A 12,131-nucleotide genomic window follows, 5' to 3' on the forward strand; every position below is an offset into this window, starting at 1 on the left:
CTGCGAGGTGCCGCGTGCCGCCGTCTATGAAGTTGGGATCGATACGGATGCCAGCCGTGCACGCTCTCACGCCTCGGGGCAGGCGCTGTCGGAAGCGGTACACGCTGATATGCCCGATATCGACGGCATTCTCTTCAACTCGCGCTTGACCAGCGGAATTCGAAGATCAGAGTAAGTTCTAGAAAGGCACAATCCCGCGCCGGCGCGGACAATTACATGCGACTGCACGTGTCGAACTCTCGATACAAGGCCACCGAGTTCCAAGATTGCTTCGCCGCTCGATCGAGCAGAAGTACGACTAGATCGTCTCGAGCAACTGCTCGCTGCGTAAGAAGATGCGCGGCAATCACGTGGATCTGCCTGCCAGGGGCGCCAGCTCGTTCCGCCGGCCATGCACAGTTCCTGGGCAAACCTGCGCGGTCAGGCAACCGGACGGGCCTGTTCACTCATGTCGGGCACGCGGCATGCGGCCAGGTATTCTGCGCGCAGCCGCAGGACCAGATCGCGCACCGTGGGCACATCGTCGATCAGGTCGATGCCTTGCCCGGCACTCCATATGTTCTTCCAGGGTTCTGCCTGCGCCGGCAGGTGGTCGTGTCGCATGCCACGACCTGTCGGCGCGGGCAGGTCAGCCGGATCCAGGCCCACCATGCGCATCGATTCCACCAGCCAGTTGGCAGCGACACCAGCGATGCGGTCCGTGTAGGCCAGATCGCTTGAGCCTTGCGACACCAGCATGTCCTTGTAGGCCTGCGGCGCCATCGACTCCCGGGTAGCGATGAACCGGGTGCCGAGGTAGGCAAGGTCGGCACCCAGAACTTCGGCGGCGCGAATGGTCGCGCCGTTTGACACGGCGCCACCCATGACGATCACGCCATCGAAGATCGAGCGTATCTTGGGGATCATGGCAAGGTGACTGAGCGTTCCTGAGTGCCCTCCTCCGCCCGCGCCAATGCAGTTGAGTCCGTCGGCGCCCGCCGCGATGGCCTTCTCTGCGAAGCGCAGGCTGGTCACGTCATGAAAAACGAGCAGTCCGACATCGTGCGCCCGGTGAATCAGGTCGGTCGGGTCTCCGCCAACGGTGATTACGATCTTCACGCCGTATCGGGCGCACAGATCGAAGTTCTGGATCAGTTCGTCATCGCGCACGCGCGTCGCCAGGTTCACCGCCAGTGGCCCCGCTGCCGTGCCGGTCTCGCCTTCGAAGCGCTCCGTCGCCGAACTGATCTCGGCCAGCCATGACTCGAACTCGCTCAACGTGTGCGCGTTCTGCCGAGGGAGACCACCGACCAGGCCAGCCAGACAGGCCTCGCGCACGAGCGCCGGGCCGCTGACGAGAAACATCGGCGCGCACACGGCCGGCAGTTTGAGGGCAGCGCGGATTGGGGCAGGCAGCGACATGGATAGACTTTGTCAATCGCGAAATGAAAGGGCCTGCCACCACCTTCCGGCCGGACAGAACACTCGGGAGGCACGCATCAGGAATGATTCGACAGTGCCTGGGTCAACTCCGGCACGGCAGTGAACAAGTCGGCGACGAGGCCGTAGTCGGCCACCGAGAAGATCGGCGCTTCTTCGTCCTTGTTGATCGCGACGATCACCTTGGAGTCCTTCATGCCGGCCAGATGCTGGATCGCACCGGAGATGCCCGCTGCGATGTAGAGCTGTGGCGCCACGATCTTGCCCGTCTGGCCCACCTGCCAGTCGTTCGGCGCGTAGCCCGCATCCACAGCGGCGCGGCTGGCACCGAGGCCTGCATTGAGCTTGTCGGCCAGAGGCGCCATCACTTCGGTGAACTTCTCTGCGCTGCCCAGCGCCCGGCCACCCGAGACGATGATCTTCGCGGCGGTGAGTTCGGGGCGCTCGCTCTTGGTGACTTCACGGCCCACGAAGCTGGACTTGCCGCTGTCGGCAACGCCTTCGGCGTTTTCAACCGCCGCGCTGCCGCCAGTGGCTGCTGCGGCGTCGAAGCCGGTCGTGCGCACGGTGATCACCTTGGTGGCATCGCTGCTCTGCATGGTGGCAATCGCGTTGCCGGCGTAGATCGGGCGCTCGAAGGTGTCGGGGCTGACCACCAGCGTGATGTCGGAGATCTGCGCCACGTCGAGCTTGGCGGCCACGCGCGGCGCGACGTTCTTGCCGTTGGCGGTCGAGGGGAACAGGATGTGGCTGTAGTTGGCCGCGATGGCGAGCACCTGGGCGGCGACGTTCTCGGCCAGGTTTTCTGCGAGCCACGGGCTGTCGGCCACGATGACTTTGCTGACGCCGGCGATCTGCGCGGCGGCCTTGCCGGCTTCGGCGGCGTTGGCACCGGCCACGAGCACGTGCACGTCGCCGCCGCAGGCGAGCGCCGCGGTCACGGTGTTGAGGGTCGCGGGCTTGACGGTCGCGTGGTCGTGTTCGGCAATAACTAGTGCGGTCATGTCGTTGTCTTCCTCAGATCACTTTGGCTTCGTTCTTGAGCTTGTCCACCAGGGTGGCGACGTCGGGCACCTTGATGCCGGCGCCGCGCTTGGGCGGCTCGCTGACCTTGAGGGTCTTCAGGCGGGGCTTGACGTCCACGCCCAGGTCTTCGGGCTTGAAGACGTCGAGCTGCTTCTTCTTGGCCTTCATCATGTTGGGCAGGGTGACGTAGCGCGGCTCGTTCAGGCGCAGGTCGGTGGTGATGACGGCCGGCAGGCTCAGCGTGATGGTTTCCAGGCCGCCGTCGACTTCGCGCGTGACGGTGGCCTTGCCGTCGGCCACTTCGACCTTGGAGGCGAAGGTGGCTTGCGGCAGGTCGGCCAGCGCGGCGAGCATCTGGCCGGTCTGGTTGGCGTCGTCGTCGATGGCCTGCTTGCCCAGGATGACGAGCTGGGGCTGTTCCTTGTCGACCAGGGCCTTCAGCAGCTTGGCCACGGCCAGGGGTTGCAGCTCTTCGGTGGTTTCCACCAGGATGCCGCGGTCGGCACCGATGGCCATGGCGGTGCGCAGGGTTTCCTGGCACTTGGCGTCGCCGCAGGAGACGGCGATGACTTCGGTCACGACGCCCTTTTCTTTCAGGCGCACCGCTTCTTCCACGGCGATCTCGTCGAAGGGGTTCATGCTCATCTTGACGTTGGCAATGTCCACCCCGGTGCCGTCGCTCTTCACGCGCACCTTCACGTTGTAATCGACGACCCGTTTGACAGGCACTAGAACCTTCATGAATCAACTCCTGGATTTGTAGAAGAATGCGACCGCACTAGCGACCCGGAAATGCCGGCGGTCTCTTGGCGGCGAGCGCTCGCAGGCCTTCGGCGAACGATTCGCTGTCGATCAGTTCGCGCTGCCTGGTGCGCTCATAGACCAATTGGTTCGACAGGCTTTGCTGTTCGGAGGCCTGGAACAAGGCGCGAGTCTCCTGTGCGGCGCCCGCTGGCAGTGCCGCGAGTCGAGCGGCGATCCCAAGGCCCTCGGCCATGAGGTTTTCGTCGTCGACGCACGCCCAGACCAGCCCCATTCCCGCTGCCCGTTCCGCGCTCACCCGTTCTCCCAGCAGCGTGAGGCCGGACGCGCGCGCCCGCCCGACCAGCCGCGGCAAGAACCAGCTGATGCCCAGGTCGGGCACCAATCCCAGTGCCGGCACGAATGGCAGGTAGAAGTAGGCGGACCGTGCAGCGATGACAACATCGGCCGCCAGCGCCAGGCCCACGCCAGCGCCGACTGCCGCACCGTTGACGGCACAGACGACGGGCACCGGCAGATTCATCAAGCTTTCGATGATGGGGTTTCCGGTCTTCTCCATCAGGTCGTGAATCTGCTCGCCGAGGCTGGGCGCGCCGGGCTCGATGCTGCCGTTCTGCGCCAGGATCGCCAGATCGGCACCTGTGCAGAATCCCTTGCCGACCGCGGTCAGGACAAGGGCCCGGATCGATACATCGGCAACGACGCGCTGAAGGCCATCGAGCAATCCCTGCTGGAGCGCCGCGGTCAGCGGGTTCATGCGGGTGCCTTGGTTGAGGGTCAGGGTCGCGATGCCGTTGCTCACCTCGAACAGGACGGCTGACTCATTCATTTTCATGGCTGAATGGGCGTTCATAAGGTTGGGACCCAGAGCTAGGTTGGGACGCGCAGAGAAGATGCGGGAAGTGCCGCAGCACCACCTCGCCGTCGAGCCGCAGCGCGTGGCATCCGCCCAGCGGCGAACTGCGCAGCGGACTGTCCTGCGCATCGGCGCCGCCGAAGCCATCGGGCTTCGACCACAGGATCTGGAAGGCGGTGGTCGCCATTGGAGGCAGCAGTTCTGTCATGTGCGAGCAGCCGAGCACGCCGCGAAAGCGGCGCTTCACAGCCTGCGTGAATCCTGGCTGGATGCGCAGGCCGACGAGTTGCCGGTAGCTGTCGGTGATGTCGCCGCAGACCGCGTACGGCGCATGCAGCGTCCGTGCCTCGGCTTCGTGGATGACAAAGTCGCGGTCGATGGCCAGCCGCACCGTCATCTGGTGGATCGGCTGTCCGGCTTCGACAGCGCGCTCGGGCAAGGCGAGCTCGAAGGGCTTGGTGTCGATCAGCGTGCCTTCGATGTCGAACAGCCCGTCGTCGCGCGCGAAGCCCTCGCAGACGACCCGGCGCGCGTGCACCGGGCGTCGGCCCACCGCGGGTATGGGGCGCGCAGCGTCGTTCATGGGCACCGCTGCGGCATTGGAACCGACATGTCAGCGCGCACCAGGAGGTCGATACACGGTGCCGGACTCGCACAGCGCCGCGATGTCGCCATCGGCCAGGCCCAGCGAGCGAAGCAACGCCGTGCTGTCACGCCCGATCACAGGTGCGGGCGCCGGCAGTTCGCTCGGCGTGCGGCCAAAGCGTGGCGCGGGCGCGGGCTGCACCACACCGTCGGGCGCCACGAAGGTGCCGCGGGCGAGGTTGTGCGGATGTTGTGGCGCCTCGCTCATGGCCAGCACCGGCGCGAAGCAGACATCGCTGCCCTCGAGCAGGCTACACCAGGCATCGCGGCTGCGCGTGCGGAACAACGCAGCCAGCTTGGCCTTCAGGGCCGGCCACTCGCCACGCTCCCACTGCTGGAGGAAGTGCGAATCGGTAATCTCACACTTGTCGAGCAGCTGCCGGTAGAACTGCGGCTCGATCGAGCCGATGGAGACGAAGTGGCCGTCGGCGCATTCGTAGTTGCCGTAGAAGTGCGCCGCGCCGTCCAGGAAGTTGCTTTCGCGCGTGTCGCCCCAATAGCCTTTGGCCATGAGGCCGTACTGGGCCGCCATCAGCACGGCCGCGCCATCGGTCATGGCCGCATCGACGACCTGGCCCTGCCCCGAGCTGCGCGCGTCCACCAGCGCCGCGACCACGCCGAGCGCCAGCAACATGCCGCCACCGCCGTAGTCGCCGACCAGGTTGAGCGGCGGCGCGGGTGGCCGGTCCTGCGGCCCCATCGAATGCACCGCACCAGACAGCGCGATGTAGTTCAGGTCGTGCCCGGCCGCGTGCGCCAGCGGGCCCGTCTGGCCCCAGCCGGTCATGCGGCCGTACACCAGCCTGGGGTTGCGGGCGCGGCAGGCATCGGGGCCGAGGCCCAGCTTCTCGGTCACACCGGGCCGGAAGCCTTCGATCAGGATGTCCGCGCGCTCGATCAGCGCGAGCACGGTCTCGATGCCACGCGGGTCCTTCATGTTGACCGCGATCGACTCACGGCCACGGTCTACGATGCTGTCGTTGCGCATCAGGCCTTCGAGCGCACTGCCATTGCCTGGTGACGGAATGCGGTCGATGCGGATCACCCGTGCGCCCATGTCGGCCAGCATCATCCCGGCGAAAGGCCCGGGGCCGATGCCGGCGAGTTCGATGACAGTGACGCCTTGAAGAGGGCCTGCCACGTCAGACCGCGTAGTAGCGCTGGCGGGATTCGGCCATCTCGCGCAGCGAGGCCGGCACCGTGAAGCGTTCGCCGTGAGACTTGGCCAGCGCATCGCATTCCTCGACGAAGCGGGCCGCGCCGATCATGTCGATGTAGCTGATCGCTCCGCCGAGCACCGCCGGGAAGCCCCAGCCGAGCAGCGAGCCGACGTCTGCGTCCTTGACGCTCACGATGCCCTCGGCAACGCAGCGTGCGGCTTCGAGCGACTGCGAATACATCAGGCGGTTGCGCACCGTGTCGAGCGTGGGCTGCTTCTTTGCTAGCGGATAGTGCTCGGCCAGGCCTGGCCACAGGCGCTTCTTGCCGTCGGCCGGATAGTCGTAGAAGCCCTTGCCCGTCTTCCGCCCGATGCGCTCGAAATCCTCCACCATGGCCTTCATGACCGCATCCTGCGGCTGCTCGCGGTAGGCATCGCCCAAGTCCAGCTTGGCCTGCTTCAGCGCCTTGTAGAGCAGCTCGACGGTGACTTCGTCGATGAGCGCAAGCGGCGGCATCGGCATGCCGGCCAGGCGCGCTGCGTTCTCGATCAGGTTCGGCTCGACGCCTTCGCGCAGCATGGTCATCGCCTCGTAGGGCAACATTGCGAAAGCGCGGTTGGCATAGAAGGAGGGGCAGTCGTTCACCACGATCGGCGTCTTGCGGATGCGCTTGACGAAGTCCATCGCCTGGCCGATCGTGGCGTCGGATGTCTTCTTGCCGCGGATTACCTCGACCAGCGGCATCTTCTCGACCGGCGAGAAGAAATGCAGCCCGACGAAGAGACCGGGCCGCACCGACACTTCGGCCAACCCTGTGATCGGCAGCGTGGAAGTGTTCGTCGCGAAGATCGCGTCGGGGTCCATCGCCGTCTCGGCACGGCGGGTGACATCGGCCTTCACCTCGCGGCTCTCGAAGACCGCCTCGATGACGATCTCGCAGCCGGCCAGTAATGCATAGTCGGTGCTCGGCGTGACCAGGGCTAGCGCCTGGTCACGGCGCTCGGCCGACAGGCGACCTTTTGCAACCTGCGCATCGAGCAGCTTCGCGCCGTAGGCCTTGCCCTTGTCGGCCGCTTCGAGCGTGGTGTCGAGCAGCACGACCTGCAGCCCGGCCTGCGCGCTCACGTAGGCCAGCCCCGCACCCATCATGCCGGCGCCCAGCACGGCCACCTTCGTGAACTTGCGGGTCGGCGCGTCCTTGGGCCGGTCGGCCAGCCGGTTCGCATCGCCCATCGAATAGAACAGCGTGCGGATCATGTTCTTGGTCTGCGCAGAAGTCGCCAGCCGTGCGAACTGGCGCTGCTCGATCTTCAGGCCGTTGTCGATGTCGATCTGGCAACCGTCGTACACGCAGGCCAGGATCGCCTCGGGCGCCGGATACAGCGCCTGGGTCTTGCCCAGCAGATGGGCGGAGACGCCGAAGAAGATCTGCGAAGCGCCGGGCTCCTGCGGCGTGCCGCCCGGGAACCTGAAGTTCTTTGCGTCCCAGGGCTTGACGACGGCCGACGGGCCGTCGGCCAGCAGCCACGCCTTCGCGCGCGAGAGCAGTTGCGCCGCAGGCACCACCTCGTCGACGATGCCCGCCGCCAACGCCTGCGCGGGTGCGACCTTGCGGCCTTCGAGCAGGAAGGGCAACGCCGCCTTGATGCCGATCATGCGCGGCAGCCGCTGCGTGCCACCGGCCGCGGGCAGCAGGCCCAGCGTCACTTCGGGCACGCCGAGCTGTGCCTTCGGATCGTCCACTGCGATGCGGCGATGGCAGGCCAGGCAGATCTCCAGGCCGCCGCCCAGCGCGGTGCCGTTGATGGCGGCCACGAAGGGCTTGCCGGAGGTCTCCAGCAGGCGCAACGTGCGGCTGAAGGGGCCGGAACTCGCCATCGACTCTTCCGCCGTGCGGATGTCGCGGATCAGCCCGAGGTCGCCGCCGGCCACGAACTCGGGGCGGGACGAGGTGACGATCACGCCCTTGACCTGCGAGTCGGCGATGGCCTTGCGGACCGCCTCGTCGAAGGCGGCGATGGACGCCAGGTTCAACACGTTCATGGGACGGTCGGCCACATTCCACGTGAGCGTGGCGATGCCGTCGGCGTCAGTCTGGTAATCAATCATTGAATTTCTTTCCTGCAGATGAGGTGCACGGTCATCAGACGCGCTCGATGACCATCACCGAACCCATGCCGCCGCCGACGCACATGGTGACCAAACCGGTCGACAAGTCGCGCCGCTCGAGTTCGTCGAGCAGGGTGGCCAGCAGCATGCCGCCGCTCGCGCCCAGGGGGTGGCCCATGGCGATGGCGCCGCCGTTCACGTTCACCTTGCCGTGCGGCACGTCGAGTGCTTCCATGAAGCGCAGCACCACGGCCGCGAAGGCCTCGTTGCACTCGAACAGGTCGATGTCCTTGGCGGACATGCCGGCGCGCTTGAGCGCCGCCTCGGCCGCGGGCGCCGGGCCGGTCAGCATGATGGTCGGTTCGGAGCCGACCGTACCGAAGGACAGCACCCGCGCGCGCGGCCGCATGCCCTGCTGCGCGGCACCTTCCTTCGTGCCGATCAGCACTGCGGAGGCGCCATCCACAACGCCGGATGAATTGCCGGCATGGTGGACGTGCGCGATGCCGCCGAGCTGAGGATAGCGGTGCAGAGCCATGGCATCGAAGCCCATCTTCTCGCCCAGGGTGCCGAAAGACGGTTCGAGCTGGGCGAGCGATGCCAACGTGGTGTCGCCCCGAACGTGCTCGTCATGGCCCAGGATCAGCAGCCCGTTGATGTCCCGCACCGGCGCGACCGACTTCGCGAAGTAGCCTTCGGCCCAGGCGGCGGCGGCGCGGCGCTGGCTCTCGACCGCATAGCGGTCGACGTCCTCGCGGCTGTAGCCGTAGAGCGTGGCGATCAGGTCGGCCGACACGCCCTGCGGGACGATGCGGTTCGCGATGGTGATCTGCGGGTCGGTGATCCATGGACCACCGGCGGCCGCCATAGGCACGCGCGACATGCTCTCGACGCCACCGCCGATGGCGAGCTCGGCCTGCCCCGCCTTGACCAGCGCCGACGCGAAGTTGCAGGCTTCCAGGCCCGAGCCGCAAAAGCGGTTGATCTGGATTCCCGGCACGGCCTCGTCGTAGCCGGCAGCGAACACCGCGGCCTTGCCGATGTCGGCCGCCTGCTCCATCACCGGCCCGGCGCAGCCGAGGATCACGTCGTTCACTTTGGACGTGTCGAGTCCGTTGCGCTCGCGCAGCGCCTGAAGCACGCCAGCCGCCAGACGCACGGGCGCCACTTCGTGCAGGCTGCCGCTGGCGCGGCCACGCCCGCGTGGCGTGCGCACGGCGTCGAGAATGTAGGCTTCTGTCATCTGGAATTTGCCTTTGGGTTGGGAATGCGGTGCGGCGCCATCAGGCGCCAGTGAAACGGGGTTTGCGACGCTGCTGGAAGGCGGCGATGCCTTCATGCAGGTCAGCGGTCGCGAACACCTTGCGAAGTTGGCGCCCTTCGTGGGCAACCATTTCCTCGAAGTCCCCCCGCTGCAGGAGGATCTCCTTGGACAATCGGAACGCCTCGGTCGGCCCGCTGGCGATGTTCTGTGCCAGCGCATGCGCCTCTGCGGCGACCCCGCCATTGGCGACGGCGCGGTTGATCAGCCCCAGCCGGGCCGCCTCCTCCCCGCCGACCATGCGGCCGGTGTAGATCAGCTCCGCAGCCATCGGATAGCCGAGGCGGCTCAGCAGGAAGTAATGGGCCCCGGTGTCCGGCACCATGCCGATGTGACGGAACGGGCTGCCGAAGAGCGCATCGTCGTCGGCCAGGCAAAGGTCGCAACACAGCGCCAGACCAAGCCCGAAGCCGAGCGCCGGGCCGGCCACCGCGGCGATAGTGGGCACCGGCAGCTCACGCAGCTTGCGGCAGAAGGGACCGACGACGTTGGCGATCACCGCCATCGGGTCGTCGGCGGCCGGATCGATCGAGCCGATGTCCCACCCGGCGGAAAAGACGCCGCCCGCGCCGCGGATCACCAGACAGCGCGCCCCGGATTTCACCGCCTCGTCGAGCATCGCGTCGAGACGCTCGACGTCGGGCGCGCGAAAGCTGTTCTTGGGTTGCGCCAGGTCCAACAGCAGGGTGGCGACGTCGCCGTCCCGATGCAGCTCGATGCCGGCTTTGGCGACGGCTGCGCTGGCTTGATGCGATGTTTCTGTCATGGCCATGACTGTCGCTGCGGCGGCTGCGGGAGGTATCGTCGCATCCGACGAATCCTTCAAGTGGCCTGACGCTTGCCGCGGCGCATCACCATGGCACGGCGCTCGCCGAAGCCGCCCGCGTCGAACCGCGAAAGGCAGGCCCGCGCCAGCTCGCCTTCCAGCGCAAGACCTTCGTCCAGCGTACCGTGCAGGCCGCCATCGATGGCGCGTTTCAGGTCGCGAACGGTTGCCGAGTCGCATTCCAGGATGTCTTGCGCAATGCGGTGGCAGAACGGCATCAGCTCCTCGGGCGGGACCACGTCGAACACCAGGCCCCACGCCTTGGCGGTGGCGGCATCCAGGTAGTTGCCGGTGAAGCTCAGGTAGCGCGCACGAACCGGCCCGATGAGTTCGCGCAGATACTGCGACAGGCCCCAGGCTGATACCAGCCCGACGCGGGCATGCGTGTCGGCAAACTGCGCCCGCGTGGAAGCCACAAGGATGTCGCAGTGAATGGCCAGTTCGAAGCCACCGGTGATCGCAAAGCCGTTGATCGTCGGCTTCGTCAACGCAGCGAAAGCCTGCATCATGGGCGCGGCTGGCCCCAGCTCGTCAGCACCGAGCTGGGCGACCTGCATTTCCTTCAGGTCCGCGCCAACCGAGAAGGACTTGTCACCCGCGCCGGTGAGGATGACGACGCCGACCTCGTCGTCGTCCTGCAAGGCGCGAAGTGCCGTCAGCAGGTTGACGCGCAACTCGCGCGAGAGCGCGTTATGCTGGCTCGGCCGATTGAGCGTGATGGTGGCGATGCCTTCAGCGACTTCGACGCGCAGGCTGTCGCCCTGCAGCGGATAGCGGGCCATGGATCAACTCCTTTGTGCTTGTCCTTTCGTGAGCCGCAGTCGGGCAAGCCGACCGGGTTCACATGCGCTTGGCCACTTCCTCGAGCATGACCTCGGTGGCGCCGCCGCCGATGGTCAGGATGCGTGCGTCCCGCGCCATCCGCTCGATCGGCGTGCCCGTGATGTAACCCGTGCCGCCATGCAACTGCAGGCAGCCGTACAGCACCTCCTGCAGGCTCTCGCACACGAACGCCTTGACCATCGAGACCTCACGGACGACGTCCTTGCCCTCGTCGATCATCTGCGCGCAGGAATAGACCATGCTGCGGCAGGCAAAGGTCTTCGATGCCATCGAGGCCAGCTTGTTCCGCACCACCGGTTGTTCCCACAGCGACTTGCCGAAAGCCTGCCGCTGCCTGACGTAGTCGAGCGTCAGCTCGATACCCTTGACCATCTGGCCCACGCTCATCGCACCTGCCACCAGCCGCTCGTTCTGGAAGGTGCTCATGATGTAGTAGAAGCCCTTGCCCTCCTCCCCCAGCAGCGCGTCCTCGGGCAGCTTGAGGTCGTCGAGGAACAGCTCCGCCGTGTCGGACGCGCGCCAGCCATGCTTGTCGAACTTGCGTGTGACCTTCAGGCCGGGATTGCCCTTCTCGACGATGAACAGCGAAATGCCGCGGCTGCCCTTGGCGGCCGGCTCGGTGCGCGCGGCGACAATGTAGATGTCGCCGTACACGCCGTTTGTGATGTAAGTCTTGGAGCCGTTGATCGTCCATCCGTCGGCGGTGCGTACGGCTCGCGTCTTGATGCCCGCCACATCGCTTCCCGCATGCGCCTCGGTCACGCAAACCGCGCCGATCTTCTCGCCCGCACAGGCGGCCGGCAGGTAGCGCTGCTTCTGCTCGTGCGTGCCGCGGTGCGCGATGTGGCCGATCGACATGTCGCTGTGAACGGTGAAGGCGCTTGCCACCCCGCCGAAGGTGCAACGGGAAAGCTCTTCGCCAAGGATCACCGAGCTCATCGCCCCCAGCCCGCCGCCGCCGTACTCGACCGGGTGACGCATGCCCAGGAAGCCGAGCTCGCCGAAGTCGCGGAAAGCCTTGCGGGGAATCTCGCCGGCCTGCTCCCAGGCGTCAGCCTGCGGCATGATCACTTCTTCCACATAGCGGCGCACCTGGGCGCGAACCATGCGCATGTCTTCATCGAGGAGATCGGGTTCGTTGAATTCGAAATCGTTCATGGAGCA

11 protein-coding genes are annotated in these 12,131 nt (G+C 66.4%); all 11 read right to left on the bottom strand.

Annotated elements, in window-relative coordinates:
* Window positions 1-420 precede the first annotated feature (420 nt).
* Window positions 421-1,401 carry an NAD(P)H-dependent flavin oxidoreductase gene (locus AC1DSF_RS27720; RefSeq protein WP_478183798.1) on the bottom strand — a complete coding sequence of 327 codons (981 nt, stop codon included), beginning with the start codon at window positions 1,399-1,401 and terminating at the stop codon, window positions 421-423.
* Between the two features lie 77 nt (window positions 1,402-1,478).
* Window positions 1,479-2,423, bottom strand: a complete 945-nt coding sequence (locus AC1DSF_RS27725; RefSeq protein WP_478183799.1) for an electron transfer flavoprotein subunit alpha/FixB family protein — start codon at window positions 2,421-2,423, stop codon at window positions 1,479-1,481.
* A gap of 13 nt (window positions 2,424-2,436) precedes the next feature.
* Window positions 2,437-3,186, bottom strand: a complete 750-nt coding sequence (locus tag AC1DSF_RS27730; protein WP_478183800.1) for an electron transfer flavoprotein subunit beta/FixA family protein — start codon at window positions 3,184-3,186, stop codon at window positions 2,437-2,439.
* Window positions 3,187-3,223: 37 nt separating this feature from the next.
* Window positions 3,224-4,036 (bottom strand): enoyl-CoA hydratase-related protein, encoded by an 813-nt coding sequence (locus tag AC1DSF_RS27735; RefSeq protein WP_478183801.1) that lies wholly within the window; start codon window positions 4,034-4,036, stop codon window positions 3,224-3,226.
* Window positions 4,029-4,646: a DUF2889 domain-containing protein gene (locus AC1DSF_RS27740; protein ID WP_478183802.1), complete on the bottom strand. Its 618-nt coding sequence runs from the start codon at window positions 4,644-4,646 to the stop codon at window positions 4,029-4,031. The genes AC1DSF_RS27735 and AC1DSF_RS27740 overlap by 8 nt, the downstream gene beginning before the upstream one ends.
* Before the next feature lie 30 nt (window positions 4,647-4,676).
* Window positions 4,677-5,849 carry a CaiB/BaiF CoA transferase family protein gene (locus tag AC1DSF_RS27745; RefSeq protein WP_478183803.1) on the bottom strand — a complete coding sequence of 391 codons (1,173 nt, stop codon included), beginning with the start codon at window positions 5,847-5,849 and terminating at the stop codon, window positions 4,677-4,679.
* A 1-nt stretch (window position 5,850) separates the two neighbouring features.
* On the bottom strand, window positions 5,851-7,977 hold the full coding sequence (locus AC1DSF_RS27750) for a 3-hydroxyacyl-CoA dehydrogenase NAD-binding domain-containing protein (RefSeq protein WP_478183804.1): 2,127 nt from the start codon (window positions 7,975-7,977) through the stop codon (window positions 5,851-5,853).
* Window positions 7,978-8,011: 34 nt separating this feature from the next.
* Window positions 8,012-9,220, bottom strand: coding sequence for an acetyl-CoA C-acetyltransferase (locus tag AC1DSF_RS27755; RefSeq protein ID WP_478183805.1), 1,209 nt, complete (start codon window positions 9,218-9,220; stop codon window positions 8,012-8,014).
* Window positions 9,221-9,260: 40 nt separating this feature from the next.
* Window positions 9,261-10,070, bottom strand: coding sequence for an enoyl-CoA hydratase/isomerase family protein (locus AC1DSF_RS27760; RefSeq protein WP_478183806.1), 810 nt, complete (start codon window positions 10,068-10,070; stop codon window positions 9,261-9,263).
* Window positions 10,071-10,120: 50 nt separating this feature from the next.
* Window positions 10,121-10,906 carry an enoyl-CoA hydratase gene (locus AC1DSF_RS27765; protein ID WP_478183807.1) on the bottom strand — a complete coding sequence of 262 codons (786 nt, stop codon included), beginning with the start codon at window positions 10,904-10,906 and terminating at the stop codon, window positions 10,121-10,123.
* A 58-nt stretch (window positions 10,907-10,964) separates the two neighbouring features.
* The gene (locus tag AC1DSF_RS27770; protein ID WP_478183808.1) at window positions 10,965-12,125 is read right to left on the bottom strand and encodes an acyl-CoA dehydrogenase family protein; all 1,161 of its coding nucleotides are present in this window, start codon (window positions 12,123-12,125) and stop codon (window positions 10,965-10,967) included.
* Window positions 12,126-12,131 lie beyond the last annotated feature (6 nt).

Source organism: Variovorax sp. 01N429 (genome assembly GCF_056399425.1).

Excerpts from the sequence above, each read along its gene's own strand:
- AC1DSF_RS27755 (WP_478183805.1), bottom strand. The coding sequence starts at position 9,220 with ATGACAGAAGCCTACATTCTCGACGCCGTGCGCACGCCACGCGGGCGT.
- AC1DSF_RS27725 (WP_478183799.1), bottom strand. The coding sequence starts at position 2,423 with ATGACCGCACTAGTTATTGCCGAACACGACCACGCGACCGTCAAGCCC.
- AC1DSF_RS27735 (WP_478183801.1), bottom strand. The coding sequence starts at position 4,036 with ATGAATGAGTCAGCCGTCCTGTTCGAGGTGAGCAACGGCATCGCGACC.
- AC1DSF_RS27750 (WP_478183804.1), bottom strand. The coding sequence starts at position 7,977 with ATGATTGATTACCAGACTGACGCCGACGGCATCGCCACGCTCACGTGG.
- AC1DSF_RS27760 (WP_478183806.1), bottom strand. The coding sequence starts at position 10,070 with ATGGCCATGACAGAAACATCGCATCAAGCCAGCGCAGCCGTCGCCAAA.
- AC1DSF_RS27720 (WP_478183798.1), bottom strand. The coding sequence starts at position 1,401 with ATGTCGCTGCCTGCCCCAATCCGCGCTGCCCTCAAACTGCCGGCCGTG.
- AC1DSF_RS27740 (WP_478183802.1), bottom strand. The coding sequence starts at position 4,646 with ATGAACGACGCTGCGCGCCCCATACCCGCGGTGGGCCGACGCCCGGTG.
- AC1DSF_RS27770 (WP_478183808.1), bottom strand. The coding sequence starts at position 12,125 with ATGAACGATTTCGAATTCAACGAACCCGATCTCCTCGATGAAGACATG.
- AC1DSF_RS27765 (WP_478183807.1), bottom strand. The coding sequence starts at position 10,906 with ATGGCCCGCTATCCGCTGCAGGGCGACAGCCTGCGCGTCGAAGTCGCT.
- AC1DSF_RS27730 (WP_478183800.1), bottom strand. The coding sequence starts at position 3,186 with ATGAAGGTTCTAGTGCCTGTCAAACGGGTCGTCGATTACAACGTGAAG.